The organism is Rhodospirillales bacterium (assembly GCA_020638175.1).
Classification (GTDB): domain Bacteria; phylum Pseudomonadota; class Alphaproteobacteria; order Micavibrionales; family Micavibrionaceae; genus JACKJA01.
In genome coordinates, this window is sequence record JACKJA010000002.1 from 731067 (window position 1) to 757163 (window position 26097).

Consider the following 26097-nt stretch of genomic DNA (forward strand, 5'->3'; position numbering starts at 1 on the left):
AAAGGTTGGTAGCGGTGGGGTGATTTGAACACCCGACACATGGATTATGATTCCACTGCTCTAACCCCTGAGCTACACCGCCATCGCATGACAAGGGCGTTTTATGCCGCGTTCATCCGGGTTTGTCAAGAGGTGGTTATCGATATCCCTGAGGCTTGGGATATGCATGTTCACCGCGGGTTAGTTCGTCCATATTTTTCCATGCTTCTTTATAAGTGGGGTCTTTGGGGCTTGAATCGTCACAGGCCCGTGCGAAAAAAGCCGCCGCCATATAAAGGTTTTGAGAACCCAGTGCCTGCTTGCCTTCTTGTAGCCATTCTTCCGCAGAAAGAATTTCAAGTGTCATAATTTTCTCCTGTTCCTTCTTAATATATTTTTTATTGTGTTAATTTTGTGGGCGCGTCAAGATTTCTTTTTCCAGCGCGTAGAAGGCCCGCAGCAGTTCGGCATGTCCTGGATTCTGTGCCAGAAGCCGCCGAACCGCTTGCGGTGCGAGCCACACACCTTCTTCATTGTTATTTGCCGGCGGCTGGAATTCAGCCAAAGTCTGGCCGCCCAGTCGCTCAAGGCCCGCAAATTCATAATCTTCAGCGATCATGATCACCCTCTATTCCGCCGTTTGGAATGTGGGACCATATCACAATTATTTATATTTTCTCAAGTTATTTTTTAGATTAAATTAAGTTTAATCAGGCGGCGCTTTTTAAAATTTTATTATCTGTGTGGCTGATCCAGCCGCCGCCGAGTACGCGGGCACCGTCATAACACACGGCAGCTTGCCCTGGGGCGATCCCATACTGCGGTGTGTCGAGGCTCAGGATGGCTGTGCCGTCACCGCCGATATCCAGCTGCGCCGCGATAGGCTGCATGACGGACCGGAATTTGAGAAGCACCGGACCGCTGACAGGTTCACCGGAACCGGGCAGCCAGTTGCAATCGCGGATATGGATCGTATCGCGCGCCAGCGCCTCTTTCGGGCCGACGATCACCTGGTTGGCCGCGGCATCAAGCCGGACGACATAAAGCGGATCGTTGTTTTCTGTGACGCCGCCTCCGATTCCCAGCCCTTTGCGCTGGCCGATTGTGTAGCCGACAATTCCTTCGTGCTGGCCGACAACCCGCCCGTCAATATGTACGATGTCACCGGGATTTTGCGCGGCCGGGGCATGTTTTTTCACGACGCTGGCGTAATCGCCGTTGGGCACAAAACAAATATCCTGTGAATCCGGTTTTTCAGCATTCAGCAACCCCAGACGCTCGGCTTCCATCCGTGTCCGGTCCTTGATCCAGCCGCCGAGAGGAAAGCGCACGAAATCGAGCTGCTCCTGCGTTGTGGCAAACAGGAAATAGCTTTGATCCTTGGTCGGGTCGATGGCGCGGTGGAGCTCGGCTTGCCTGTTGTCCGGGTTTACAACACGCTGGATATAATGCCCGGTCGCCAGGCAATCCGCGCCGAGATCACGCGCGGTATCCAGCATATCCTGAAACTTCACGGTCTGGTTACAGCGCACGCACGGGATCGGCGTTTCCCCGCGCAGGTAACTTTGGACGAATTCATCAATCACGCTGTCTTTGAAATTGTTCTCGTAATCCAGAACGTAGTGGGGAAACCCGCAATTTTCGGCCACGCGCCGCGCATCGTAAATGTCCTGTCCGGCGCAACATGCGCCTTTTTTGGCCAGCGCCTGCCCGTGATCGTAAAGCTGCATCGTCAGGCCGATCACGTCATAACCTTGTTCATGCAAAAGCGCCGCGGTGACGGAACTGTCCACCCCGCCCGACATGGCCACGACCACGCGCGTATCCGCCGGCGCTTTGCCGGGGACCAGCGGGGCTATGATGTCAGCGCTCTTGTCCATTGTCTTAACTTCTCTTCCCTGGGGATCGACGCATTGGCGGGGCTGGTGGAGGGTAAAACGATTAACTCTAATCGCTCGGCGATCTCCGGCTGCCGCGCCAGCACATATTTTTTGAAGGTTATATAAGCTTTCTGCCCGTTAAAGCAAACTTTTCGTAGGCTTTGATGATCGTCAATAAACCCGGCCAGATCGTTGGGTTGCTCGCTTTCGGGACGGATCGCGGAATCGAGGCTGCCTTCCCGTACGCAGTATTCGAGGACATCCCAGAGAGCGATGCGGTTTTGCGTCAGGTGCGCGGTGCGCCGTTCATAGGGTAAATCCGGTGATCCCCCGGTGATAGTCATAACGAAAGGCCAGAACAAATTATGCGGATGGGCATAATATTGCTGCGCTTTCAGCGACGCTTCTCCCGGCATGGATCCAAGGATCAGGATTTCCGCATCCTTGTCGGCAATCGGCGGGAAAGAGGTAATGGGGGCCATGGTTATCTTTTTCACTGTCATCCTGAGCGCTAGCGAAGGCTCCGTTCTTGCGTCATGAGATTCTTCGCTTTGCCCAGAATGACATGTTAAATGTTGCTACCAGTCGGTTTTGGCACCGGGCAGGGCAACAACCAGACCGTCCAGATCCTCGCTCATCGCGATCTGGCAACATAAACGGGATGTTTTGCGCAGCTCAAAAGCAATGTCCAGCATGTCTTCTTCCGCTTCGCTTACGCCGTCTTCGTCCGCAGGCAAGACCTTGCTCCACCAGTCTGGATGCACGTAAACATGGCACGTCGCGCAGGCAAGGCTGCCGCCGCATGCGCCCTCGATCGCATCAATCCCGTTTTTCTGGGCAATTTCCATCACCGACAACCCGACCGGCGCGTCGACGTCTTTCGGGCTTCCGTCCTGCATGATAAAGGTAATCTTAGGCATGTTTTTTCACTTTGTCTTTTACGCGGTTATACATCCCCGACCAGACTTCGATAAAGCGGTCGATGTCGGCGGGCTTTGTACCCCATCCCAGCGAAACACGCAAGGCACTGGTAACGTACTCTTCTGGGGCACCCATGGCGGCCAGAACATGCGACCCCTTGGCGCTGCCGCTGGAGCAGGCCGATCCGCCGCTGACGGCAATGCCTGCCAGATCCAGATTTATAAGCTGCGTTTTGGTAGGGACGCCGGGCAGGGCGAAGCTGGAGGTGTTGGCAACCCGCTCGGCTCCCTGCCCGAAAAAGACAGCTTCGGGGGCGATGGTGGCAATTTCGGATTCCAGTTTATCACGCAAGGCCGCCAGCTTTTGAAAGGCATCCATATCCTTCATCGCCAGTTCAACGGCCATTCCGAACCCGGCAATCGCCGGAACATTTTCCGTTCCCGCCCGGTTGCGCCGTTCCTGCCCGCCGCCATGCAGGAACTTGGGGATATCAAGGCATGTACCGTTTTCACAGTTCCCGGCAATCAGGGCGCCTGCGCCTTGCGGCCCGCCGATTTTATGCGCCGAGAGCGTCAGGTAATCAATGTGCAGGCGTGTCATGTCAATTGCGACACGTCCGGCGGCCTGTACCGCATCACAATGAAACAGCGCCCCGTATTTCTTTGCCAGCTTCGCCAGTTTGCCGATGGGCTGGATCACACCGGTTTCATTGTTCACGAACATAATGGATACGAGCGCCGGGGACGGGCCGGTTTTCAGTAGAGTCTCATAAGCGGCCATATCAATCGTACCGTCTGAGGCGACGGGTATAAGATCCGCGTCCGGGGCGGCTTCCAGAACGGAGGGGTGTTCGGTCGCAGCGACGAGAACCCGCTGTCCCTGAAACGCTTTCAAAATGGTGTTGTTGCCCTCGGTCGCACCGCTGTTAAAAACAACCTGCCCGTTTTCAACTCCGGCCAGTGCCGCGATTTTCTCACGCGCGTTTTCCACATTTTTCCGGGCCTCACGGCCAAATCCATGGGCCGAAGACGCATTGCCCGGCTGCGCCAGAAGATCAGTCATCAGCGCAATAACGGCGGGCTTAAGGGGCGCCGTGGCATTATAGTCCAGATAGACAGGGTCGTTCATTTCCGTCTTTCAATTCAAAATAAAAGTACAAAATCAATAAAATCCACAGGAATATCAGCATGTTATGATAAATTCATGGACAAGCGCAAACTCTTTTTGCTATACCGGAGCATCTTTTGATGTGGGATAACATAATTAAATAAGTGGGAACAGATGCCAGAAATCATTTTTAACGGTCCCGCCGGACGCCTCGAAGGCCGGTATAAACACTCGCACATTCCAAACGCACCGCTTGCGATCGTTTTGCACCCGGACCCGGAGCATGGCGGTACAATGAACAATAAAATCAATTATCACATGTTCCAGGCGTTTGTTGAGCGCGGGTTTTCGACCTTGCGCTTTAATTTTCGCGGGGTGGGCCGCTCCCAGGGTGAATTTGACAAAGGCGAAGGCGAGCTGAGCGATGCGGCCTCCGCACTGGACTGGATGCAGGAACTCAACAAAAACGCACCTTATGTCTGGGTGGCCGGGTTTGGTTTCGGCTCATGGATTGGAATGCAGCTTTTGATGCGCCGTCCGGAAATAGCCGGATGGATTGCGGTTTCGCCGCCGGCCCATGCCGAAGATTTCAGCTTTCTGGCGCCGTGTCCGACATCGGGCCTGATCCTGCACGGCAGCGATGACCGTCACGTGCCGGAAGAGCACGTCGCCAAGATGGCCGAGCGTCTGCATGCGCAAAAAGGAATTGAAGTTGACTACCGCGTGATCGAAGGGGCCAGCCATTTCTATAATGGCGAAGGGCATCTGGAAACGCTGATCGCGCATATGCATGACCATATGAACGCCCTGGAAAATGGCGGTCGTAAGGTCATGACCAACAATTTGTTAAGCAAAGCTGCTTAAACTTGTTATTTCCGGATTGCGAAAACCCCGGCTAACGCCGGGGTTTTTGTTTTCAGGCGGCTTTTAAAACGTCATCGACATGGCCGGCGACTTTAACTTTGCGCCAGATATGTTCGATTTTGCCATTCGGCCCGATCAGGAATGTTGAGCGCTCGATCCCCATATGTTTGCGGCCATACAGGCTTTTTTCAACCCACACGCCATAGGCTTCGCAAACGTGCCCGTCTTCGTCGGAGGCCAGCGGAAAGTTCAGGTCATATTTGCTTTTGAATTTGTCATGCTTGGCGACGCTATCTTTTGAAATGCCTATAACGCTAAGGCCGGCTTTGTTAAAATCCGTCAGGTTGTCACGGAAAGCGCAGGCCTCTGTCGTGCAGCCGGGCGTGTCATCCTTGGGATAAAAATAAACCACGACTTTCCGACCTTTGAATTGCGAGAGGGAAATCTCGCCGCCGCCGGCAACCGGCAAAGTAAAGCCGGGCGCGTTATCACCAATATTCAAAGCCGTCATGTCATCACATCCTTTCAATTCCAAAAGACAGACATTATAAGTACATGGATATAAATAGAGATCTGATAACAAAAAACAACCGCCCGCATGCGCAAGAAAATTAAAAAGGTCAGCCATCATACTTTGCTGGTTGTTTTGGAGACGGTGGCCGTTCTGGCGCTGCTGCTGGCTTTGGCGGGCAGTATTGCCATCTGGCATCTGACCAAGGGCAATTTCGATGTGGGCTTTGCCAAGGATTATATTGAAGAAGCGCTATACGATCCGACGACGGGCTACAGCGTCGAACTGGACGACGTGATTTTGGCGTGGCCGGACCTGGCCGGTCCCCTGATGCTTGAAATCGGCGGCGTTCGTTTGCTGCAAAAAGGACGTCCTGTCCTTGATATCGATCATGTCGGATTGGGACTTTCCGGGCGGGCTTTGTTGCTCGGCCAGATCCAGCCTGCCCGTATTGTTTTGACCGGCCCGGCTCTTCATCTGGTGAGGAAAGCGGACAACAAAATCATTTTGGGAATTGAAACGCTGGGCGAGGAAATAGAGGCGGAAGTCCCGGAAACTTATGATGTGGGCGATAATCCGGTGATGCGCATTGTGCGGCGATTGGCCGAGCCCAGACAGAAGATCGACAGCCGCTCGCCGCTGGATTATCTGGAAACGTTTGAAATCCGTGATGCCCGTATGGTGATGGAGGATCATGTTCTGGGGATGACATGGTTCCTGCCTGATCTCGATACGCTGTTTGCCCGTGATGATGAAGGGCTTGTTGTTACCTACGATATGAAGCTGCCGGGCGGAAGAACCGATGCGGCCAATATCCGGGTTGATATTCTTTATAACCGGGAGCGGGATGATTTTACCGCACAAGCCCGGATTCAGGATTTTGATCCTAATATTTTAGCGCATTATGTTGATGAACTTTCGTTTCTTCAGAAACAGGACATTTCTTTCAATGGAGACATCCGCGCCATAATAAATTCTGATCTGCAGCTTGAGGAGGCAGGGGTTTCCCTGTCGGCTGCCCCCAGCATTTTATCGGTGCCGGATGTTTACGATAAACCGTTGGCAGTTGATGGTATGGCGCTCGACGGGGCGTATGATCGGAAAACCGGTCAGGTGAACATAGAGAAACTTTTGATGATTGTGGATGATGTGAAGGTGACCCTGAGTTCACAGGCCACATGGAAAGAGGGAGAACTGAAGGCGCCGGTAACCCTGACCGTCAGTGATCTGCCACAGTCAAAAATCGTGTCTTTGTGGCCGGATGCCTTGCGGGGTTTGCCGATTGAAAGCTGGATGACGGAGCGTCTGTCCGGCGGCACCATAAGAAACGTTACGGGCCGTTTTGATATATTGGCGCATCAGGGGGAAGAAAACTGGCAAATCGCCGCCAATAATATCGTGGCCGATTTTGGTATCGAAAACATGGATGTTGATTATCGGGCGCCGTTGTTGCCGGTGAAACATGCCTACGCGACCGGGCACTTTTCCAGCGACGTCCTGACCATTGATATTGAAAAGGGACAGCTGTCTGATCTTGATATTTCAAAAGCAAAGGTCACGATCGACCATATTATCGGCGAAGGAACGGGCACAGCCAAAATAGACGTGGCGTTGTCCGGCCCGCTGAAAAGCGTGTTCGACTATGTCGGGCCGGAGCCGATTGGCATGGGCGAAGAGAAACTGGGTTTTAACCCCAAACAGGTTGGCGGTCGTGCGGCGCTGGATGTGAACATCAGCTTCCCGACCGTAAAAGACCTGAAAGTTAAACAGGTAAAGGTCGGTGTCAAAGGCACTCTCAGCGATGTTTTCCTTCCCGATGTTGTCAAGGATATGGATTTGACCGGCGGACCGTTGACCCTGACGGTTGACGGAGAATCGGCAAAGCTGGCCGGAAATGCCCAACTGGAGGGTCGCGATGTTGCCCTGACATGGCAGCAATATCTGGAAAGCGCCGGCGCCCCTTATGAAAGCCAGATTACCGCGGCCATCCGCGCGGACAAGGGGCTGCGGGAAAAGCTGGGCATTGGGCTGGACGACTGGCTGGCGGGGACGGTGCCGGTCAACGTAACCTATACGGAGCTGGCCGGGGGGCGCGCAGCGGTTGATGTGACCGCGGATATTTCCCCGGCGATTTTGATGATTAAACCATTTTCCTACGAAAAGCCGGTCGGTACGGCGGGAACCCTGACCTGCAAGGTGGCCTTGCAAAACGCCACGGTCCAGAAAATCGAACACCTCTCGATTACTTCCCCGGATATGCGTTTGACGGAAGGGCAGTTTGTTTTTGATCGGCGCGGCGAACTGTCACAGGGAAAAATCCCCCGGATTACGTTTGGTGAAAATGATATGGGGCTGGAATTCGAATATATGACGACGGGCGCCTTGAAAGTGGCAATCGACGGGGCATTTATGGACGCCCGCCCGTTTCTGGAGGGCCGGAAAAAAGACGAACCCTATGCCGGGCCGCCTTTGATCGCATCCGTGAATGTCGGACGGATGCGTACCCGTACGGCCCGGTTGGTAGAGCAGGCTAAAATCTATCTGAACATGAACGCACAGGGCGATATCGACCAGCTGGAAATGGATGCCGTGGCCGGGAAAGGCGATGTTTACTTCCGTCTGAAACCCAATGAAACCGGCAAAATGATGGTAAGGCTGGAAGCCGATGATGCCGGTTCCATGCTGCGGGCTTTTGATTTGTATGAAAATGTCGAAGGCGGCAAGCTGGTCTTGTACGGCGAAGCCCCGGACATCCAGCGCCGCAAGGTTCTGGTCGGAAATGTCCAGATCAGTGATTTCCATGTGACAAAAGCGCCGGTTCTGGCGCGGTTGCTCAGCGGTATCGGGCCGACGGGTATACCGCAACTCCTCAGCGATGAAGGTATCTATTTCGGACGGCTGGAATCCGGCTTTGAGTGGTACATCCGGCCGGCGGGCGATTTATACCTGATTAAGGATGGGCGGACGTCGGGCTCCGCGTTGGGGCTGACCTTCGAAGGCGAAGTCGACAAAGCGGCTGGCAAAACGGCGATTTCGGGAACGATCGTGCCCATGGCTGCGGCCAATTCTCTGGTTGGCAATATTCCGCTGATCGGTGATATTCTGGCGGGGGGCAAGGATGGCGCGATTTTTGCCGCGACCTATACGATCAAGGGGCCGTCCGACAACCCAACCGTCAGTGTCAACCCGCTGGCTGCCTTGGCACCGGGGATCCTGCGTAAAATCCTGTTCGAAGGCGATAACGGCAGCTAAAAAACGTCATTGCGAGGAGCGCAGCGACGCGGCAATCTCTGGGGATTGCTTCGCTACGCTCGCAATGACGAAATTACTTCACCCGCACCAGAACGTGCTTTTTCTTCCCGGCTGACAGCTTGATCCAGTTGCCGTCTTGTTCACGATCATAATCCAAAGCCATGTCATTGGCGGTTACAATATGTTTTTCGTTAGTAACTTGTTGATCGTCAATGCGAATTCCCCCTTGCTGGATAAGCTTCCGTGCTTCCCCCTTTGATTTGGCCAACTCGGTTTCGCAGATGAGATCCAAAATAGAAACGCCTTCTTCAAGGCGAGCGTGTGTTACAAAAAAGCTAGGTAGTTCACTACCGACGCTACCACGTTCAAAAACATTTTTTGCCGTTTTTGCTGCCTCTTGTGCTGCATTGGCACCATGACAAAGCTTGGTCGCTTCAAACGCCAGCACTTTCTTGGCTTCGTTAATCTCTTGCCCTTCCAGGGCTTCCAGTTTTTCAATCTCGTCAATCGGCAGCAGCGTAAAGCGCCGCAGCAGCGTCCCGACCATCACGTCATCGACATTGCGCCAGTACTGGTAATAATCGTAAGGCGGCAGAATTTCGGCATTCAGCCATACCGCGCCGCTTTCGGTTTTCCCCATTTTCTTGCCGTCCGGCGTCGTCAGCAGCGGCGCCGTCAGGGCAAACAGGTCGTAGCGGTGGGCTTTATGGCCCAGCTCCACCCCGTTAATAATATTGCCCCACTGGTCCGATCCGCCCATTTGCAAGACCGTGCCATAGCGTCTGTGCAGCTCGACAAAATCGTAGCCTTGCATCACCATATAGTTGAATTCCAGCAGCGACAGCGGGCTTTCGCGCTCAAGGCGTTGCTTGACACTCTCAAAGCTCAGCATCCGGTTAACGGTGAAATGCTTCCCGTAATCGCGCAGGAACTCAAGGTATTTCAGGCCATCCAGCCAGTCATTGTTATTGACCATCAGCGCGTCGGTTTCGCCGTCGCCATAGGTCAGGAACTGGGTAAAACAGGTCCGACGGATCGCTTCCATGTTCTCTTCGATCGCTGCATCGTCCAGCAATTTGCGCTGTTCGTCCTTGAACGACGGGTCGCCGATTTTCGATGTGCCGCCGCCCATCAGCGTAATCGGCTTGTGTCCGCACTTCTGGAACCAGTGCAGCATCATAATCCCGGTCAGGTTCCCGATATGCAGGGACTGCGCCGTCGCATCAAATCCGATATAGGCGCTCTGCACCCCTTCGCACAGTTTTTTATCCAGCTCATCAAAATTCGAGCACTGGTTGATAAACCCGCGCTCTTCCATTGTGTTCAGAAATTCTGATTTATATGTTTTGCTCATGATGTTATCTCTATACGCATGAGCGAGAAAAAAGTCTATACCGCAATGGGGCTAATGTCGGGTACGTCACTGGACGGCGAAATCGACGTGGCCCTGATCGAAACCGACGGTCACGACTTTGTGAAGCCGCTGGCCTTCTATGCGCACCCTTATGATATCAATATCCGGGATCAGGTTCGGGCCTGTTTTGGTAAAACCGAAAAGGATAACGAAACAGAAATTGCCGAAAAACTGGTGACGGACATTCATATCGCGGCGGTGAAAGCATCGGGCTTCAAAGCCGATATCATTGGTTTCCACGGCCAGACGATTAGCCACTACCCGGAAAATAATTTCACATGGCAACTCGGTGATGGCGCGCGTATGGCGGCCGAAACCGGCATGGATGTTATTAACGACTTCCGCACCGCCGATGTAAAGGCCGGCGGGCAGGGCGCGCCGCTGGCACCACTCTACCACAGGGCGATTATGGAGGCGCAGGATAAACCGGTCGCGGTTCTCAATCTTGGTGGCGTGGCGAATGTGACCTATGTGAGTAAGGATGGGAAGCTTATCGCGTTTGATACCGGTCCGGCCAACGCCCTGATGGATGATTATGTATCGCGTCATCTGGGCCGTGAATTTGATGTAAACGGAGAATTAGCCGCATCCGGGAAGGTAGACGCAGAGGCCATCATATCTTTTTTACAACACCCGTATTTTTTAGCGTCCCCACCCAAATCCCTTGATCGAAATACTTTTGAAACATCCCTGCCGCCTTTGCCGGAAAAACCGGAAGATGCGCTGGCCACATTAAGCGCCTTCACGGTCGAGGCTATTGCCAAGGCTTGCGATCATTTCCCGTCGTCGCCCATGGCTTGGTTTACCTGCGGTGGGGGACGAAAAAACGCCCATCTGATCGAAAGTCTGCAAAAATGTTTGGACGTTCCGGTAAAACCAATTGAGGGCGCGGGGTATAACGGCGACGCCATCGAAGCCGAATGCTTCGCCTATCTGGCCGTACGGTCGCTGCTGGGCCTGCCGTTGTCCCTGCCGGAAACAACTGGCGTGCCGCAGCCGCAAACCGGGGGAGAGCTTCATTCCTGCAAAACGCCATTGCGAGGAGGGCGGTAAGCCCGACGCGGCAATCCGGTTTTGTTAAAGATTCTGGATTGCTTCGCTGTGCTCGCGATGACAATATCTTGTCCATGATAAAAACCGCAAATGCAAAAACGATACAGGAAGCCGCCGCCATACTGCGAGACGGCGGGTTAGTGGCCATGCCGACGGAAACGGTATATGGCCTTGCCGCCGATGCGACCAATGGCGAAGCGGTAGCGGGAATTTTCGAGGCCAAAGGCCGTCCGGCCTTTAATCCCCTGATCGCCCATATCGAAAGCGCCGAAGCCGCCGCGCAGATCGTCGAAATGGATGACCGGGCTTATGCGGCGGCACAGGCATTCTGGCCGGGGCCGTTGACCTTGGTCCTGCCGCGCCGGGCCGATTGCAAAGTCTCTGAACTCTGCGGCGCAGGTCTGCCGACGCAGGCTGTGCGGGTGCCGGCCCATAAAACCGCACTGGCACTTATCAAAGCGGCAGGTGTACCGCTGGCGGCGCCGAGCGCCAATAAATCTGGCAGCGTATCACCGACCACGCCGCTTCTGGTGGCGGAAAGCCTCGGCGATTCCGTTGATATGATCCTCGCCGCCGGCCCCTGTGATGTGGGCCTTGAGTCGACGGTTCTGGATTTAAGCGGTGAGCAGCCCGTTGTCTTGCGTCCCGGCGCGATTACGGCAGAACAGATCGCCGAAGTGCTGGATTGTGAAGTAACGGTGGATCTCGGCGATCACGATAAGCCAAAATCACCTGGCCAGCTTCTACGCCACTATGCGCCGTCGATCCCTGTGCGCCTGAATGCGGTTGATCTGGAACCGGGCGAAGCGCTTCTGGCCTTTGGTTCAATTAAATTTATGGGTATCAAAGGCGGTGGCGCTGCGAAAGATCTGCCGGAACATCAGTTTCGAAATTTAAGCGAAGCGGGCGATCTGCACGAGGCTGCCGCCAACCTGTTTCGGATGCTCAATGAACTTGATAGCCCCAATAACAAAGGGATCGCTGTGATGGCGATCCCTGATAACGGATTAGGTCTGGCGATTAATGATCGCCTGCGCCGCGCCGCGGCGGGTTCCCGGCGTTAATTACGACGGGTCGGGCGTTGGCGGCTGGTCTATAAAGAAAAGTTTTTCTTTCAGCTTTTTGGCCTGCTCGTTAAAGGCACGGGCCGCGTCAACGACAAACCGCGCGGAGTTTTTAATCAGATCCTGCGTATGGATTTTGTAAAAAGCGGCATAACCAAAAGCATCTTGTGGTTTGCTGTTTTCTTTTTCATCTGAGGCGTTAGCCATAATTTTCTCCCTTTCAACTATGCCCTTATCCTATATGAAAACAGTTGAAAAAGCAAGAAAATGCAGGGGAAATCCGCTAGGGACGGGTGCGTTCCGGCGTTTCCAGACGTGCCAGCATCATAAGCTCAACCGGGCTGGCGATCAGGGATGCTTGCGGCATCAAGGGCCGGCGGACCCAGCTATCGCTGCCGTCAGCGGATAAATATTTCAGGGCCGGATGGGAGATAAACGACAAAACGGCATCCTTGGATGAAAAACCGGCAAATTTTGGAAAAGCGGTGCTTGTCGGCCGGTTTGTGGCTTTAATAGCGCCGGCGTGCGGCGGCACGGCTGAGGGGGCATTATCGGCCATCATGGTGCCGTTTCCGGTGCTGGCCTCGAATTTTTTGGCAAAGAAATCATAAACGCCCGCCAGTGTCCGGGCCTGTCCGGTTTTTGAATCGTAAAACACGTTGCGATTGGCGCGCGCCGCCTTGGGGAACAGGTCAGCGGCGGTTTGTAGCGGCGCGTCTTCATTGGCTTTCAAAAAGGCCGTGGCACTGCCGGCTCCCATGAAATGCGCCAGATACAGCTCGACCGATCCGATATCCTTGACCCCTTGCGATTCCATGTAGCGCTGGTTTTCAGCGGCAAATTCGGCGGCCATGACCGAAGCGGTTTTCGGGTCTTTGCGTAAATCCAGAATTTCCTGCTTCAGGGCGGCATTTTGTTTGTGTTCCCCGCCTTTGATTCGGGAGGCCAGATCACCCAGCCCGTATTTGTCGCCGTATTTTTCAACCATGTTCAGCCATGTACTTTCGATGAACTGGTACAATCCCGTTGCACTGCTGGTTGTGGATTTAATCCCCGCCTTGAAACCGCTTTCGGCGGCAGCCTGTTCCACCAGATAGGCAAAATCGACCCCTGTTTTGGCGCTGGCGGTTTTGATAGCGCTAATCACTTGCGGGGCGGCTTGCCGGGTTAGAGCCGCTAACGCATTGTTATTTATTATGTTTTCACTCAAAGACATGGCGTATTCAAATTCCATCGGTTTCTTTTCCATGAAATAACATCGCAAGGGGCGTGCCAGTTTCAAAATATCGTGTAAAATGAAAACCGAATTGAACGAAAAAGGTGTTTCATGCCCGATTATAAAGCCCCCACCCACGATATGGTGTTTTTGCTGCGTGATGTGCTGGACATCAGCGCTTTGCCGCAGGCCGCTGAACTGGATACCGAAACGGTGACGGCCATTTTGGAGGAAGCCGGGAAACTGGCCTCCGGCGTGTTGGCACCCCTGAACCATCAGGCAGATAAGGCCGGGGGCTGTATCCTGAAAGAGGGAAGCGTCACCACGGCGGCGGGCTGGAAGGACGCTTATCGCCAGTATTGCGAAATGGGCTGGAACGGCGTGCCGTTCGACCCGGAATATGGCGGCCAGGGATTGCCGTGGGTATTGGCGTTCCCGGTACAGGAAATGTGGCAAGGTGCGAATATGTCCTTTGGCCTGTGTCCACTCCTCAATCAGGGCGCGGTCGAAGCCATTGAATCCCATGGCTCCGATGAGCAAAAATCCTTTTACCTTCCCAAACTTGTTTCCGGTGAATGGGCCGGAACGATGAATTTGACGGAGCCGCAGGCCGGTTCCGATCTGGGCGCAATCCGGTCAAAGGCGGAAAAACAGGCCGATGGCACCTATAAAATTACCGGCCAGAAAATCTTCATTACCTATGGGGAGCACGACCTGACGGACAATATCATTCACCTTGTTCTGGCCCGTGTGACCGGGGCGCCGGAAGGGGTAAAAGGTATTTCCCTGTTTATCGTTCCCAAATTCCTTGAAGACGGCACCCGCAACGACCTGATTTGCGCAGGTCTGGAACATAAACTCGGTATCCATGCGTCCCCGACCTGTACGATGAGCTTCGGCGATAACGGCGGTGCGACCGGCTATCTGGTGGGAGAAGAGAACCAAGGTTTGAAGTACATGTTCACCATGATGAACAATGCCCGGCTGTCGGTGGGGCTGCAGGGCGTGGCGATTGGTGAGGCAGCGTATCAGGCAGCGCTGGCCTACGCGGGCGAGCGTGTGCAAAGTGCCAAAATTGGTGACAAGAGCGGGGCGAAAGCCGCAATTATCGAACACCCGGATGTGCGCCGCATGCTCTTGACCATGAAAGTTCTAACACAAGCCGGACGGGCGCTGGCCTATGAAGCAGCGCTTAATCTGGACAAGGCGCGCGGCGGGGATGCGACGGCGCAATCCCGCGTGGATATCCTGACTCCGATCGTCAAATCATGGTGTACCGATAACGCTGTCGAGGTTGCGTCTCTGGGGGTGCAAGTCCATGGCGGTATGGGCTTCATAGAGGAAACCGGCGCGGCGCAATTCTACCGGGATGCCCGTATTTTACCGATCTACGAAGGCACTAACGGGATTCAGGCGCTTGATCTGGCCTTTCGTAAGCTGCTGATGGACAAAGGCGAAGCGGTGAAAGCCTATCAGGCGGAATTAACATCTGTGCTTGCCGAGATAGCCGCACAGGACCGGGAGCTATCGGCTCTTTGCAAGCCGGTTCTGGAGGCGTTGGAGGCGGTGAAAGAGGCGACGGCCCACATGCTCCATCTGGCCGGGAGTGGCCAGATGGACGCCATTGCCAGCCGGGCAACATCCTATCTGAATGCGTTTGGCGTTGTTTGCGGCGCTGTTATGATGGCCCGGCGCGCAGCGGTGGGGGATAAAGCTGACCGGGAACGGGCGGGATTTTACAGGGATCATATTTTACCGCGTCATAAGGCCTTGTCTGCGGTGGTTCTGGCGGCAGACGATTTTTTGTCCGGGGATTTACTCTAATCCCTGCCGGACTTTCATGCGGCACTTCACCATAACATTGGACCCTAAATCCATGACATAGCGGTAATCCGGGTTGGGATGTTCGGCATAGGCACGGGCCAGATTGTTGGCATAGCATGTACAGACTTTTTCGATGTTTTCCGGCTGCGAAACCATAATACGCATGCAGGAATCATAAGATTTACCCGCCATTCCGGCAATATCCGGGCATTCCCTTTTCAGGTCGCCAAACAGGGAGTACATATGCTGGCGCGGACCTCTTTTAACGCGTTCTTCAAAAAAACGGTGAGCCAGACATTCGCAATCGTGGTATTCGGAATATGTATCGATCCCCAGACAATAAGTCTCAAACTCCCGGCTTTCATCCAGAATATTATTCTGGACGTCCTCAGGCAGTTGATTAAACAGGGCCATGACTTGTTCGGATTGTTGTTCTGTCTGCGCCATAACAACGCCCCCCGCCAGCATAATGTAACCGGCCAGAACGAATAAAAGACAGATACTCCATCTGGATTGTGTGCTCATATCCCTTTTATCATAGCATAAGGAACCCCTGAGAATAAAAAACAAAAAAGCCACATTTGTTCGAATGCGGCTTTTGAGAAAAATATATGAAAGGCAAACTAGCTGGCGGCTTTTTGTTTGCTGTTTGTTTCCGGACCCCGGATTTTTTGCCACAATCCGCTGAAAGAGGATTTCTTATCAGCCTGCCGTTGTTTTTCGATGGGACCGGTTTTCCGGTTTTCGTTGCCCACCCGGCTTTGTTCCATTTTTTGCTGGCGACGGATTTGCGAACGGCGCTCCCGTTCCTTCAGCTCTTCTTTTAGCTCTTCAGCCTGTTTTTGGCTGTACTGGCTGGTCAGCAGAACTTGCTGGGCCTGTTTTTGCCACTGATCGCGCTGTTCTTTCAGGTCTTCAATCGTATCCTTGCTGGCTTCGATCTGGTCTTCCAGCATCCGGATGCGCATTTTCATGCGTTCCATCTCGAGGATCTGGGAGGCTTTTTCAATTTCATTTTCGACCGTTTTGTCTTCGGCCGGGCTGCTTGCCTGGGAGGTTAGACCAAAAGCGCGATCCAGTTCCGACACATCAATCAGGCGGCGACCATTATTATCGACTTCGTAGGAAATCTTACCGCTTTTCATTGCCCGCTGAATAGTGGACTTTGATTTGCCTGTTAATTCTGCAGCACGCTGCGCGCCGACTTTAGCCATGATTGTAATCCTCCTTTAAGGATGAAATTGTAAGCTATTTGCTTTCGTTCGCCATACGCTCCCGCAGAAGAACCGTCAGGCGTTGCCACTGTGAACCGGAAAACAGGTGCGCGTAAATAAAGGGCAGCCACCCTTTGCGGCGCCATTCCATAAAGTCTTCATCAGACAGCTCAGCCAGTTTTTGCTCGTCGATGATCCGGAATCCTGAAAAGCTGATTTTCTTGTCGCCACCGACATTGATCTCTGCGCTGCGTTCTACCAGCAGGCCGCTATTGGCCAGAGCTTTTGAGAACTCTTGCGTTTGCTGGGCGGCCGCGTGATAGGATTTACAAAACTCCAGCGCATTTTGTGACAGTGCGCTGGCCTTGCCTTCAGCATCAAAAAACTTTTGGTCGCTGGCGCTGTCGACAACGCTGTCGTTCATATCAATGCAGAGCGTGAGCTGTTCGCTGTCCGGCATTTCGGAAAAAATAAAGGGATAACGACGGATGTAAGCCGGAATATAGGAATGTTCCAGCCATTGGTCTTTATCGTTCAAAAACAGGTTTTCGTTGTCTCTCAGGCCGAGCAAAGCCACCGGCGTAGCATTTTGGTCCGGAGAAAAAGCGATGGGATAGAAATGGCAAATCTGCGGCATTTCGATCATGTTGACCGGGACGGCATTAACGCCGCGTGTGAACCCGAAGCCGAAATCCTTTTTCAGCCCCATATCGGCATGTTTTTTAGCATCCAGCGGTGTCGGAGAAGTGTAAAACAATGGCAGGGTCGCCGCGGCTCCGCCTTGGTTTTCTTGTGTTGTTTCTTGTTTCTTTGCCATTGTCTCTTCCTCGCAAAAAATAGTTCCAGTAAAAATCCCGAGCCTAAGTGTTTATACAATTTTACAGCTAAACTCAAGAAAACTTGCGGATCCATTTGTGTATTTTGTTGTACAGACATCTATCATGTTGACATATTGCTTTTCAAGAAAAAATAAAAGAAAGCATAATCCGGTCTTTCTTGCGGATAAAAAATAAGGTAGGGTCCGCGGGAAAAGCAGAAAATACAGGCTGTGGAGGTTGAAAATGCGTATTGTCATGGTAGGAACCGGCTATGTTGGTCTCGTTTCCGGGACATGTTTTGCCGAGTTCGGTCATACGGTTATTTGTGTCGATAAAGACGCGGGCAAGATTGAGCGTCTGAAGAACGGAGAAATACCAATTTACGAGCCCGGTCTGGATGATCTTTTGGCGCGCCAGATTGATGCGGGACGGATTGAGTTTACAACCGATATCGCGCCGGCGGTGAAGGGAGCTGACGCCGTGTTTATTGCGGTGGGGACGCCGTCACGCCGCTACGGGCGGGATGCAGACCTGTCCTACGTTTACGGGGCGGCACAGGAGATTGCCGAAAATCTGGACGGCTATACGGTGATCGTCGACAAATCCACTGTTCCTGTGGGGACGGCAAAGGAAGTCGAGCGCATTGTCCGCGAAACGGCGCCCGGCGCGGATTTTGATGTGGCCTCCAATCCTGAGTTTTTACGCGAAGGCGCGGCGATTGACGACTTTATGCGTCCAGACCGCGTTGTTGTCGGCGTGGCGTCAGAGCGCGCGCAAAAAGTTATGCGTGATATCTACCGCCCGCTCTTTATCAACGAAACGCCTATTTTGTTCACCAGTCCGGAAACGGCGGAGCTGATTAAATATGCGGCCAATGCCTTTTTGGCGACCAAAATCAGCTTCATCAACGAAATCGCCGATTTGTGCGAACAGGTGGGCGCGGATGTGCAGCAAGTTGCCAAGGGGATCGGCCTTGATGGCCGGATCGGCGGTAAATTCCTGCATGCCGGGCCGGGTTACGGAGGCTCTTGCTTCCCGAAAGACACGTTGGCGTTGACCCGCGCGGGCCAGAAATACGGCGCGCCGCAGCGTATCGTCGAAACGGTTGTCTCCGTGAACGAAGACCGCAAGGCGCGTATGGCTGACAAAATCGTCGCGGCATGTGGCGGGGATGTGCACGGCAAGCGGATCGGCATTCTGGGCGTGGCGTTCAAGCCGAATACCGACGACATGCGCGATGCGCCGTCTTTGACGATTATCCCGATGCTGCAACAGGCCGGGGCTAAAGTCGCGGCTTACGATCCCGAAGCTATGGAAGCCGCCTGTGAATGGATTGATGACGTGGAATGGGCAAACAATGCCTATGATGTGGCGGCGGGGGCGGATGCGCTTGTTATTCTGACCGAGTGGAATGAATTCCGCGCGCTGGACCTTGATAAGCTGGGCGCGGTGATGGCGGAAAAATGTTTGATTGATCTGCGCAACGTATATAAAACGGCGGACATGGAAAGCACGGGCTTTCATTATGTGTCCATTGGCCGCGATGCCATAAAGCCATCGGTACAAAAATTAAAAGAAGCAACAGGAGCGTAGACGACATTGTATCCCTATCTAGACGAACTGGAAGCCAAATCAATCTACATCATGCGCGAGGCCTATAATCGCGTTGAGCCGCTGGCCATGCTGTGGTCGATTGGCAAAGACTCAAACGTAATGCTGTGGCTGATCCGCAAGGCGTTTTATGGCCGGGTGCCGTTTCCGCTGGTCCAGCTTGATACCGAAATGGAATTGCCTGAAGTTTATGAATTCCGCGATAATCTCGTCAAGGAATGGAACCTGCCGCTGAAAGTCGAGCTGTGCCCGCCCGAAGAAGAGATGGACCAGACCCTGCCGCCGGCAACCCGCGCGGCGATGCGTAAAACCGAAGGGTTGAAAAACCTGCTGAGAAACGAGAAATATCGCGGCATTATCGCGGGTATTCGCCGGGATGAACAATCCATGCGCGCCAAGGAACGGGTGTTTTCCCCGCGGACGCTGGACGGGACATGGGACTTCAAGGACCAGCCCGCCGAATTCTGGGACCAGTATAAAACCGAATTCCCCGATGGGTGCCATGTGCGGATTCACCCGCTGTTGCACTGGACGGAAATTGATATCTGGCGCTATACCAAGCGCGAGAATATCCCGACCGTCCCGCTTTACTTTGCCAAAGATGGCATGCGTTATCGTTCGCTGGGAGAGAAAAACATTACCTTCCCGATTAAAAGCGACGCTGCAACCATCGACGATATTATTCACGAACTGGAAACGACCAAAACGGCTGAGCGCGCCGGGCGCGCGATGGACCATGAAGCTGAAGACAGCTTCGAAAAACTGCGCGAAAAAGGATACATGTAGACAATGACCAACGATTCTCCTCTTAAATACCAGCAACTGCGTGTTGTCATCGTCGGCCATGTCGATCACGGGAAATCGACCCTGATCGGGCGTTTGCTTTACGATACGGATTCGCTGCCCGAAGGCAAGTTTGAAGAGCTGCAGAAAATCTCGAAAAAACGCGGAGCCGAAGCGATTGAATGGTCGTTTGTGCTCGATGCGATGCAGGCAGAGCGCGATCAGGCCGTCACCATTGATACCACGCAAATCTGGTTTTCAACGGAAGCCCGCGATTACGTGATTATTGACGCGCCGGGCCACCGCGAATTTCTGAAGAACATGATTTCCGGGGCGGCCGCGGCTGATGCGGCGGTTCTGGTTGTTGACGCGACCGAAGGGGTGCGCGAACAAACCCGCCGCCATGCTTACCTGTTGCATTTGCTGGGGCTGCGTCAGGTGGCCGTGGTCATCAACAAAATGGACATGGTAGAATACGATGCGGAGCGTTTCACTCAAGTCTCCCGCGAAGTAGAGAGTTATTTATCTTCGATTGGCCTGCATGCCAGCCACATCGTACCGATTTCTGCCCGTCACGGCGATATGATTGCCCAGCGTAGCGAGCATATGGATTGGTACAAAGGCAAGGCACTGACGGCTGTTCTCGACAGCTTCGAAGTGGCGATGCCGCCTGTGGCGCAGCCTCTTCGTTTCCCGATTCAGGATGTTTACCATCAGGATAAAAAACGCTACATCGTCGGCCGCGTTGAAACCGGCATCCTGCGCAAAGGGGATAAGTTGATGTTCTCCCCGACGGGGGAAGAGGCGACGGTTACGTCTTTGGCGGTCTGGCCGCATGACGAGAACAAAGTCGAAGCCCGTGCGGGCGAGTCGATCGGGATTACACTCGACGACAAGATTTTTGTCGAGCGCGGCCATGTCGGCTCGCACGTGAAAAATCCGCCGATGCTGTCGAATGTGTTCCGGGCGAATATTTTCTGGCTGGCGGATCGGCCGATGAAGGTCGGAAATTCTTACAAGGTCCGCTATGGCACCCAGGAATCAACGGTTTCTGTGCAATCCATCGAACGTGTTATTGATACTCAGGATCTCGCGCAAAGCGGCGAGGCCGGTGAAGTGAAACGCAATGCCGTGGCGGAAATCACGTTGCGGGCGCGGGAATTGCTGCCTCTTGATCCTTACATCGACAATAGCCGCATGGGACGTCTGGTGCTCTATGACGGGCATGATGTGGCCGGGGGCGGAACGATCTCGATGGAGGGCTATGCCGACCAGCGCCGGGCTGAAAAGCCGGTGGCGCAGAATATCTATCAGGTTGAATCCCTGACCAGCTATGAAGCGCGTGCCCGCCAAAACCGCCATTATGGCGCGGTTTTCTGGTTTACGGGTTTGTCCGGGGCCGGAAAATCGACATTGGCCATCGCGGTCGAACGCGCCTTGTTTGAGCGCGGCTATCACACATACGTTCTGGACGGCGATAACGTGCGGCACGGATTGAACTCCGATTTGGGATTTTCGCCGGAAGACCGGGCCGAAAACATTCGCCGTATCGGGGAAGTCGCGGCGCTGATGGCCGATGCCGGAAATATCTGTGTGACGGCCTTTATTTCGCCGTATCGGGAAGACCGGGACCGGGCGCGTAAGGCGTCCCCGGCGCGGTTCCACGAAATCTACGTCAAGGCCGATCTGGCGACCTGCGAAGGCCGTGACCCGAAGGGGCTGTATAAAAAGGCTCGTGGCGGACAGATTAAAGAGTTTACCGGGATCGATTCACCGTACGAACCGCCGGAAAACCCGGAAATGGTCGTCGACACCCAAAACAACGATGTTGAAACCTGTGTACAGCAGGTCATCGACTACATCGAAGCGCAAATCGTTGTAAAGGAAGACAGTAAAGCGGTGGCCGGATAATGTCTGAAAAACTCCTCGCTCATCCAACGGCTCTGTGCAACATGGTGCGCCGCGTGGCACGGGAAGCCGGAGAAGTCACCCTCGAATATTTTGATGAGAGCGGCTATCAGGGCGCGGAAGCCAAGGGGGATGGTTCGCCTGTGACCGAAGCCGACCGGGCAGCCGAGACGTTGATTGAAAAAGCGCTGTCTGACATATTGCCCGGCATCCCGTTTATCGGCGAGGAAGCGGTGGCAGAAGGGCGGATTCCCGGTCTGACCGGGGCGGACTATTTCTGGCTGGTCGACGCTTTGGACGGGACCAAGGAATTTATCTCCGGCAGCGGCGATTACACGGTCAACATCGCCCTGATCCATAAAAATAAACCGATTCTGGGCGTCGTTTATGCGCCGGTGAAGGGCGAACTTTACGCAGGAAGCGGTCCGGGAACGGCAATTCGCTGGCTGGAGGACACCGACAAGGAAAAGTCTATTCATGTCCGCCGCCCGCCCAAGGAAGGTTTGACCATTGTATCCAGCCGTTCTCACGGCAGTGATGAAAAGCTGGCTAAATTTCTCGACGGCCAGAAAGTAGCCAAAGTCCTGAAAAAAGGCTCATCCCTGAAAATTTGCGCTGTGGCTGCTGGTAAGGCCGATCTGTACCCGCGTTTTGGCCCGACCTGTGAATGGGATATCGCGGCGGGACATGCAGTTTTGCTGAGCGCCGGGGGCGCTATGACGGATATGGACGGAGTGGAAATGAGCTACGGTCATGCCGGACGGAAATTCCTGAATCCTGAATTCATTGCCGCGCCGGCGGATAGTGTGATTACTCAATAAGCTGGCGGTCGCCGATTTTGAATTTATCGGGGTCGAGTTTACCAATATCTTCGAATACGGTGCAGTTTCTGCCGCTGTCCTTTGCCTGATAAAGCGCTTTGTCGGCGCGCTCCAGTACTTCCTCAACGCTGTGGCCGTTATGGTCAATCAGGGCACCGCCGATGGATGTTGAAATGCTAAGTTCTCCGTCAGGCGTGCTGCATTTAAACGGTTTGTCGCAGATAGAGCGTCGCAGACGCTCGGCAATCAACTGGGACATATCTTCCGACGTGTCGGGCAGGATGGCGACAAACTCCTCACCGCCCAGCCGGGCCACCAGGTCAAAACTCCGCAAATTATCCTGCAGGCGAAACGCAAACGTCTTCAAAACTTCATCCCCGACACCGTGGCCATGGGTATCGTTGACATCCTTGAAATGGTCGATATCCAAAAGAAGAACACACAGGCTTTTCTTGCTTTCCTGGTTTTTCTGGAGAAGTTTTTGAAGGTGGACTTCCATGTAACGCCGGTTATACAGCCCCGTCAGGGAATCAGTAAGCGCCATCGACAAGCTCACCTCGTAATTGGCCCGCAGACGTTCCTGAAAACGTTTCCGCCGGATTTGTGTGCGGGCGCGGGCCAGCAATTCGTTACGGTCAACCGGGCGGATAATGTAATCATGGGCGCCGATTTCCAATCCTTGCGCGATGCGCGGCATATCATCCTCGGTGCCAATCATCAAAATCGGGATAGAGCGGGTCTTTTCGTTGGAACGCAAATGAGAGCACAAGCGCAGCCCGTCTTCCTGTTTCAGGTTCAGGCTTACAATCAAAAGGTCAAAGGCTTCATGCTGGGAAACCTGTTCCATCGCCTGCATACCGGATTCCACGGTAACAGTCGTGTCGTCATCCTGTTTCAGGATATCGACGATTTTATCGCTTTCGAATTCCTGATCTTCAACGACCAGAACACGGGCATGTTCGACAGGCTCGTTCATCACAGACGCATTTTCATCGGTAACGCCAAGCTGTGAAGCCGTCGTTTCCCGTGTGCGCCACTCATCAACGGTCATTTTCAAACGAACCAGAGACCGCACCCGCGCCATCAGCGCAGTATCGTTGACCGGTTTGCTCAGGAAATCATCAGCTCCGGCTTCCAGACCGCGCACCCGGTCGACATTGTCGGTCAGCGCCGTCACCATTACCACAGGGATATGGGCCGCGGCGGGGTTTTCCTTGATTCTCTTGCAGACTTCAAAGCCGTCCATGCCCGGCATCATGACATCCAGCAAAACGATGTCGGGGCGATCGCTCTCAACTTTCCGAAGGGCTTCCTCGCCGCTGGTGGCCGTCAGGACGTCGTAATACTCGCTGCTCAGCTTGGCTTCCAGCAGCTTAACGTTGGGTAAAATATCATCGACGACCAAAACACGCGCAGACATTGTTCAGCAGCCCCTCTTTTGTTTTTTTAATCTTTATCTGTACCCAGATGTTTCTGGACTGTTTCAATAAATGTAGAAACGGAAATCGGCTTGGAGATATAGTCTTCACAGCCGCCCTCACGGATTTTTTGCTCATCGCCCTTCATCGCGAAGGCCGTAATGGCAATCACCGGAATTGATTTAAGTTCCTCGTCGGCTTTTAGCCACTTGGTAATGTCCATGCCGGAAACTTCGGGGAGCTGTATATCCATTAAAATCAGGTCAGGCTTGTGTGTCCGCGCCAGTTCCAGAACCTTGTTGCCTTCCTTGGTCTGGATTGTGTCAATGCCATGCGCTTCCAGAAGATCATGGAAAAGCTTCATGTTCAGGTCATTGTCTTCGACGATCAGTACGGTTTGTGCCATGACTTTTTATTGTTAGTGAAAACAGTTCCTCTTTATATCACGATATTTATATTAGCCGGTAAATATTTGCGAAAACCTTAATTTTTTTAATGACATGGCGATGTTTTGGGTTTTTCCAGCGCCACCAGCTTTTGTGTCACCGAAAAATCCTTGTATTCGACCAGCATATCGCCGATGACGCCGTTCTCATACAAGACGACATCCATTTCATAATCGGAATCGGCGGCCGGTTCGGCCAAAGGGAAAAAGGCCATGCGCACATGCCAGGCTCTGGTGTCGAGAAAAGTTTGGTCGACATTGGCGCGGTCTTTGATTTTCTCTTCCGGGGAAAGCTCTTTGCCGATGAAGGCATTGATTTCAACCGGGCCGTCTTCGTCGCTGCCGTCGAACACCGTGGCATTAAAGAATTTTTTGCCTTTCCGGGCCTGCGCGATCAGGGCCATCGTATGACTGACCGGGAACAGGGTGCCGGGTGGCAAATCGAGAGAAAAATTAGCCGGGATCGTATAGGAAACGGTTCCTTCCTTGCCGGGAGGGCTTTCCGCTCTTCCGCGCAGTTCCTCATAGATGTCGCCGTTACGGCTGCGCCGGGAACTGAAGTTAAAACTTTCGCCGTCAAAGGCTTCGTAGGTCGAAAAATCGCTGGTGATATGCATCGGCGCGGTTTCGGCATACTCGTATGTCAGGTTAAATTGGTGATCCGATGTCCATGCCTCGCAGACAGGGCGCCATTCGAAAAACATCTGGCCGCTGATGTTCAGAATTTGGGCGCTGCTGCGCCGGGCCGTCATTTCGATCTCGTACAGGGCTTTATGGGCGGCCAGCCCGTCGATGATCTGTGCCGGTTTCACAGCGGAATCTCTGGAAACGAGCGCTTCAGTCATGGGCTGCGGCGCAGGCGGTTCCTTGCCCGCCGGGCTTCCCTTCAGGTCAATAAAAGCCAGTACCGCGATAAAAGCGATCAGCAGATAAATATAACGGTCAGGGGAAAGCTTAATCATTCTTCTATCATAAAGGATAAAACCGGCCGGGCAAAGAGCCAACAATGCCGTTTTCGATCCTTCTGTGGCAATTATTGCCGACCCCGCAGGCAAAAATAGCCCGGATAGGGAAGGGCGGTTAAAAATGCCGCGTGGAGGATGGGAAGTTATACCCTGTTAATATATTGAATTTAAATGAAAAAATTTATTTGTCCCGGTTGGCACGATCCTCGCAAGGTCTTTTCTCATGAAGGCTTGGCTTTCGCATTTTGGGTGACGGTTTTTTAAAACCATTGTTTGAAACAAAAAGAGATGTTTTTACGGACAAACGGATCGGCGATGACAACGAACTTTGTAAAATATAATACAGGCATGCCCAAAGCCGGACAGGTTGACGGGAAAAATGCCGTTTTGGCCGGATTGCTGCGCCGTCCCCGCGATAATGACGGCCATCAGGTGCCGCACCGTATTCTGACATTGCTTGAAAAAGCGGGCCGGATGCTGGCGCGCGCCGAACAACGCCTGAACGAACAAACAATAAGAATCAGCCAGTTGGAAAATCTGGCGACGACCGACGAGTTGACAGGGGTATTAAATCGCCGCGGCTTTTGTGAGGCTTTTTCCCGCGAATTGGCGCGCTGCGAACGTAATTTGAGCGATGGCGGCTTGTTGCTGCTGATCGATGTCGATAATTTCCAGACAATCCAGGCCGAACATGGTTTTCTGGCGGGCGATGCCTGCTTGCGGCTGGTCGGGCATGCCCTGGCGGGCAGCATTCGCCTGATGGATGCCGCCGGCCGTCTGGAAGATGATAATTTTGTTCTCCTACTCTCCAACACAACACAGGGATCAGCTGCTGCAAGGGCGCAAGAACTCGTCCGGCAGTTGAATAATCTGGCACTGGCCTGGCACGGGGAAGAACTTCCCGTCCGGGCCAGTGTCTGCCTGCGTGCCTATGGCAAGGGAGATACGGTCCAGCGATTTTTCGGCACAGGGATTGAATCCCGGAAAGAGAGCATTGCTGCGGAATAAGAGTTTTTAAAAACGGTTTTC

Annotated in this window: 26 protein-coding genes and 1 tRNA gene; 10 read left to right on the forward strand and 17 right to left on the reverse strand. The window is 53.5% G+C overall.

The genetic code is table 11. The annotated features are described in order from the left end of the window. Positions 1–6: 6 nt before the first annotated feature. The 7 genes from H6868_03575 to H6868_03605 all read right to left on the reverse strand — a co-directional run bounded on the left by H6868_03575 (position 7) and on the right by H6868_03605 (position 3908). A tRNA-Met gene (locus tag H6868_03575) sits at positions 7–82 on the reverse strand. Between the two features lie 54 nt (positions 83–136). Further along, a complete protein-coding gene (locus H6868_03580) occupies positions 137–346 on the reverse strand; it encodes a hypothetical protein (GenBank protein MCB9988398.1) in 210 nt (69 codons plus the stop codon). 39 nt (positions 347–385) lie between these two features. Next, positions 386–598 carry a hypothetical protein gene (locus H6868_03585; GenBank protein ID MCB9988399.1) on the reverse strand — a complete coding sequence of 71 codons (213 nt, stop codon included), beginning with the start codon at positions 596–598 and terminating at the stop codon, positions 386–388. A gap of 91 nt (positions 599–689) precedes the next feature. Next, a complete protein-coding gene (gene mnmA / locus H6868_03590; protein ID MCB9988400.1) occupies positions 690–1859 on the reverse strand; it encodes a tRNA 2-thiouridine(34) synthase MnmA in 1170 nt (389 codons plus the stop codon). Then, positions 1835–2341, reverse strand: a complete 507-nt coding sequence (locus H6868_03595) for a DNA-deoxyinosine glycosylase (protein MCB9988401.1) — start codon at positions 2339–2341, stop codon at positions 1835–1837. The genes mnmA and H6868_03595 overlap by 25 nt, the downstream gene beginning before the upstream one ends. A 96-nt stretch (positions 2342–2437) precedes the next feature. Next, the gene (locus tag H6868_03600) at positions 2438–2779 is read right to left on the reverse strand and encodes a 2Fe-2S iron-sulfur cluster binding domain-containing protein (protein ID MCB9988402.1); all 342 of its coding nucleotides are present in this window, start codon (positions 2777–2779) and stop codon (positions 2438–2440) included. Next, a complete protein-coding gene (locus tag H6868_03605) occupies positions 2772–3908 on the reverse strand; it encodes a cysteine desulfurase (protein ID MCB9988403.1) in 1137 nt (378 codons plus the stop codon). Before H6868_03605 ends, H6868_03600 begins: the two co-directional genes overlap by 8 nt. A gap of 153 nt (positions 3909–4061) precedes the next feature. Here H6868_03605 and H6868_03610 point away from each other — a divergent pair, with 153 nt between their 5' ends. Next, positions 4062–4751: an alpha/beta hydrolase gene (locus tag H6868_03610; GenBank protein ID MCB9988404.1), complete on the forward strand. Its 690-nt coding sequence runs from the start codon at positions 4062–4064 to the stop codon at positions 4749–4751. Between the two features lie 52 nt (positions 4752–4803). Here H6868_03610 and bcp read toward each other — a convergent pair whose 3' ends face one another. Beyond that, positions 4804–5262 carry a thioredoxin-dependent thiol peroxidase gene (gene bcp, locus H6868_03615; GenBank protein MCB9988405.1) on the reverse strand — a complete coding sequence of 153 codons (459 nt, stop codon included), beginning with the start codon at positions 5260–5262 and terminating at the stop codon, positions 4804–4806. Between the two features lie 87 nt (positions 5263–5349). On the opposite strand from bcp, the gene H6868_03620 reads away from it, so the two are divergent. Continuing rightward, positions 5350–8514 carry a hypothetical protein gene (locus H6868_03620; GenBank protein MCB9988406.1) on the forward strand — a complete coding sequence of 1055 codons (3165 nt, stop codon included), beginning with the start codon at positions 5350–5352 and terminating at the stop codon, positions 8512–8514. Between the two features lie 73 nt (positions 8515–8587). On the opposite strand, the gene H6868_03625 is transcribed toward H6868_03620, so the two are convergent. Further along, positions 8588–9868 carry a tyrosine--tRNA ligase gene (locus H6868_03625; protein ID MCB9988407.1) on the reverse strand — a complete coding sequence of 427 codons (1281 nt, stop codon included), beginning with the start codon at positions 9866–9868 and terminating at the stop codon, positions 8588–8590. A gap of 18 nt (positions 9869–9886) precedes the next feature. Between H6868_03625 and H6868_03630 the strand changes: the two genes are divergently transcribed. Together H6868_03630 and H6868_03635 are read left to right on the forward strand one after the other, a co-directional pair. Further along, a complete protein-coding gene (locus H6868_03630; GenBank protein ID MCB9988408.1) occupies positions 9887–10981 on the forward strand; it encodes an anhydro-N-acetylmuramic acid kinase in 1095 nt (364 codons plus the stop codon). 74 nt (positions 10982–11055) lie between these two features. Further along, complete coding sequence (locus H6868_03635; protein ID MCB9988409.1) at positions 11056–12045, forward strand: threonylcarbamoyl-AMP synthase; 990 nt, start codon at positions 11056–11058, stop codon at positions 12043–12045. Here the strand turns inward: H6868_03635 and H6868_03640 are convergent, their stop codons facing one another. Then, positions 12046–12252: a hypothetical protein gene (locus tag H6868_03640; GenBank protein MCB9988410.1), complete on the reverse strand. Its 207-nt coding sequence runs from the start codon at positions 12250–12252 to the stop codon at positions 12046–12048. It abuts the gene before it with no gap. 76 nt (positions 12253–12328) lie between these two features. Next, on the reverse strand, positions 12329–13279 hold the full coding sequence (locus H6868_03645; protein ID MCB9988411.1) for a flagellar biosynthesis protein FlgJ: 951 nt from the start codon (positions 13277–13279) through the stop codon (positions 12329–12331). 93 nt (positions 13280–13372) lie between these two features. Between H6868_03645 and H6868_03650 the strand changes: the two genes are divergently transcribed. Next, entirely contained in the window at positions 13373–15085 is a 1713-nt protein-coding gene (locus tag H6868_03650) for an acyl-CoA dehydrogenase (GenBank protein ID MCB9988412.1), read from the forward strand. On the opposite strand, the gene H6868_03655 is transcribed toward H6868_03650, so the two are convergent. The 3 genes from H6868_03655 to H6868_03665 all read right to left on the reverse strand — a co-directional run bounded on the left by H6868_03655 (position 15077) and on the right by H6868_03665 (position 17116). Then, positions 15077–15610, reverse strand: a complete 534-nt coding sequence (locus H6868_03655; GenBank protein ID MCB9988413.1) for a hypothetical protein — start codon at positions 15608–15610, stop codon at positions 15077–15079. The two genes, H6868_03650 and H6868_03655, sit on opposite strands and share 9 nt — an antisense overlap. Before the next feature lie 98 nt (positions 15611–15708). Beyond that, positions 15709–16299, reverse strand: a complete 591-nt coding sequence (locus H6868_03660) for an entry exclusion 1 domain-containing protein (protein MCB9988414.1) — start codon at positions 16297–16299, stop codon at positions 15709–15711. A gap of 34 nt (positions 16300–16333) precedes the next feature. Then, positions 16334–17116, reverse strand: a complete 783-nt coding sequence (locus tag H6868_03665; protein MCB9988415.1) for a SapC family protein — start codon at positions 17114–17116, stop codon at positions 16334–16336. A gap of 244 nt (positions 17117–17360) precedes the next feature. Here H6868_03665 and H6868_03670 point away from each other — a divergent pair, with 244 nt between their 5' ends. Genes H6868_03670 through cysQ form a run of 4 tightly spaced genes read left to right on the forward strand, consistent with a single transcriptional unit; the run spans position 17361 to position 22240 of the window. Beyond that, positions 17361–18710, forward strand: a complete 1350-nt coding sequence (locus tag H6868_03670) for a UDP-glucose/GDP-mannose dehydrogenase family protein (GenBank protein MCB9988416.1) — start codon at positions 17361–17363, stop codon at positions 18708–18710. Between the two features lie 6 nt (positions 18711–18716). Beyond that, the gene (gene cysD / locus H6868_03675) at positions 18717–19514 is read left to right on the forward strand and encodes a sulfate adenylyltransferase subunit CysD (GenBank protein ID MCB9988417.1); all 798 of its coding nucleotides are present in this window, start codon (positions 18717–18719) and stop codon (positions 19512–19514) included. A gap of 3 nt (positions 19515–19517) precedes the next feature. Beyond that, complete coding sequence (gene cysC / locus H6868_03680; protein ID MCB9988418.1) at positions 19518–21422, forward strand: adenylyl-sulfate kinase; 1905 nt, start codon at positions 19518–19520, stop codon at positions 21420–21422. Next, a complete protein-coding gene (gene cysQ / locus H6868_03685) occupies positions 21422–22240 on the forward strand; it encodes a 3'(2'),5'-bisphosphate nucleotidase CysQ (GenBank protein MCB9988419.1) in 819 nt (272 codons plus the stop codon). The genes cysC and cysQ overlap by 1 nt, the downstream gene beginning before the upstream one ends. Here the strand turns inward: cysQ and H6868_03690 are convergent. The 3 genes from H6868_03690 to H6868_03700 all read right to left on the reverse strand — a co-directional run bounded on the left by H6868_03690 (position 22230) and on the right by H6868_03700 (position 25065). After that, positions 22230–23660: a PleD family two-component system response regulator gene (locus H6868_03690; GenBank protein ID MCB9988420.1), complete on the reverse strand. Its 1431-nt coding sequence runs from the start codon at positions 23658–23660 to the stop codon at positions 22230–22232. The two genes, cysQ and H6868_03690, sit on opposite strands and share 11 nt — an antisense overlap. 26 nt (positions 23661–23686) lie before the next feature. After that, the gene (locus H6868_03695; GenBank protein MCB9988421.1) at positions 23687–24064 is read right to left on the reverse strand and encodes a response regulator; all 378 of its coding nucleotides are present in this window, start codon (positions 24062–24064) and stop codon (positions 23687–23689) included. An 86-nt stretch (positions 24065–24150) separates the two neighbouring features. Then, complete coding sequence (locus H6868_03700; protein ID MCB9988422.1) at positions 24151–25065, reverse strand: cell envelope integrity EipB family protein; 915 nt, start codon at positions 25063–25065, stop codon at positions 24151–24153. A gap of 318 nt (positions 25066–25383) precedes the next feature. Between H6868_03700 and H6868_03705 the strand changes: the two genes are divergently transcribed. Beyond that, positions 25384–26076, forward strand: a complete 693-nt coding sequence (locus tag H6868_03705) for a GGDEF domain-containing protein (GenBank protein MCB9988423.1) — start codon at positions 25384–25386, stop codon at positions 26074–26076. Positions 26077–26097 lie beyond the last annotated feature (21 nt).

Coding starts and splice junctions, on each gene's coding strand:
- H6868_03580 (MCB9988398.1), bottom strand. CDS start 346: ATGACACTTGAAATTCTTTCTGCGGAAGAATGGCTACAAGAAGGCAAG.
- H6868_03585 (MCB9988399.1), bottom strand. CDS start 598: ATGATCGCTGAAGATTATGAATTTGCGGGCCTTGAGCGACTGGGCGGC.
- mnmA (MCB9988400.1), bottom strand. CDS start 1,859: ATGGACAAGAGCGCTGACATCATAGCCCCGCTGGTCCCCGGCAAAGCG.
- H6868_03595 (MCB9988401.1), bottom strand. CDS start 2,341: ATGGCCCCCATTACCTCTTTCCCGCCGATTGCCGACAAGGATGCGGAA.
- H6868_03600 (MCB9988402.1), bottom strand. CDS start 2,779: ATGCCTAAGATTACCTTTATCATGCAGGACGGAAGCCCGAAAGACGTC.
- H6868_03605 (MCB9988403.1), bottom strand. CDS start 3,908: ATGAACGACCCTGTCTATCTGGACTATAATGCCACGGCGCCCCTTAAG.
- H6868_03610 (MCB9988404.1), top strand. CDS start 4,062: ATGCCAGAAATCATTTTTAACGGTCCCGCCGGACGCCTCGAAGGCCGG.
- bcp (MCB9988405.1), bottom strand. CDS start 5,262: ATGACGGCTTTGAATATTGGTGATAACGCGCCCGGCTTTACTTTGCCG.
- H6868_03620 (MCB9988406.1), top strand. CDS start 5,350: ATGCGCAAGAAAATTAAAAAGGTCAGCCATCATACTTTGCTGGTTGTT.
- H6868_03625 (MCB9988407.1), bottom strand. CDS start 9,868: ATGAGCAAAACATATAAATCAGAATTTCTGAACACAATGGAAGAGCGC.
- H6868_03630 (MCB9988408.1), top strand. CDS start 9,887: ATGAGCGAGAAAAAAGTCTATACCGCAATGGGGCTAATGTCGGGTACG.
- H6868_03635 (MCB9988409.1), top strand. CDS start 11,056: ATGATAAAAACCGCAAATGCAAAAACGATACAGGAAGCCGCCGCCATA.
- H6868_03640 (MCB9988410.1), bottom strand. CDS start 12,252: ATGGCTAACGCCTCAGATGAAAAAGAAAACAGCAAACCACAAGATGCT.
- H6868_03645 (MCB9988411.1), bottom strand. CDS start 13,279: ATGGAATTTGAATACGCCATGTCTTTGAGTGAAAACATAATAAATAAC.
- H6868_03650 (MCB9988412.1), top strand. CDS start 13,373: ATGCCCGATTATAAAGCCCCCACCCACGATATGGTGTTTTTGCTGCGT.
- H6868_03655 (MCB9988413.1), bottom strand. CDS start 15,610: ATGAGCACACAATCCAGATGGAGTATCTGTCTTTTATTCGTTCTGGCC.
- H6868_03660 (MCB9988414.1), bottom strand. CDS start 16,299: ATGGCTAAAGTCGGCGCGCAGCGTGCTGCAGAATTAACAGGCAAATCA.
- H6868_03665 (MCB9988415.1), bottom strand. CDS start 17,116: ATGGCAAAGAAACAAGAAACAACACAAGAAAACCAAGGCGGAGCCGCG.
- H6868_03670 (MCB9988416.1), top strand. CDS start 17,361: ATGCGTATTGTCATGGTAGGAACCGGCTATGTTGGTCTCGTTTCCGGG.
- cysC (MCB9988418.1), top strand. CDS start 19,518: ATGACCAACGATTCTCCTCTTAAATACCAGCAACTGCGTGTTGTCATC.
- cysQ (MCB9988419.1), top strand. CDS start 21,422: ATGTCTGAAAAACTCCTCGCTCATCCAACGGCTCTGTGCAACATGGTG.
- H6868_03690 (MCB9988420.1), bottom strand. CDS start 23,660: ATGTCTGCGCGTGTTTTGGTCGTCGATGATATTTTACCCAACGTTAAG.
- H6868_03695 (MCB9988421.1), bottom strand. CDS start 24,064: ATGGCACAAACCGTACTGATCGTCGAAGACAATGACCTGAACATGAAG.
- H6868_03700 (MCB9988422.1), bottom strand. CDS start 25,065: ATGATTAAGCTTTCCCCTGACCGTTATATTTATCTGCTGATCGCTTTT.
- H6868_03705 (MCB9988423.1), top strand. CDS start 25,384: ATGACAACGAACTTTGTAAAATATAATACAGGCATGCCCAAAGCCGGA.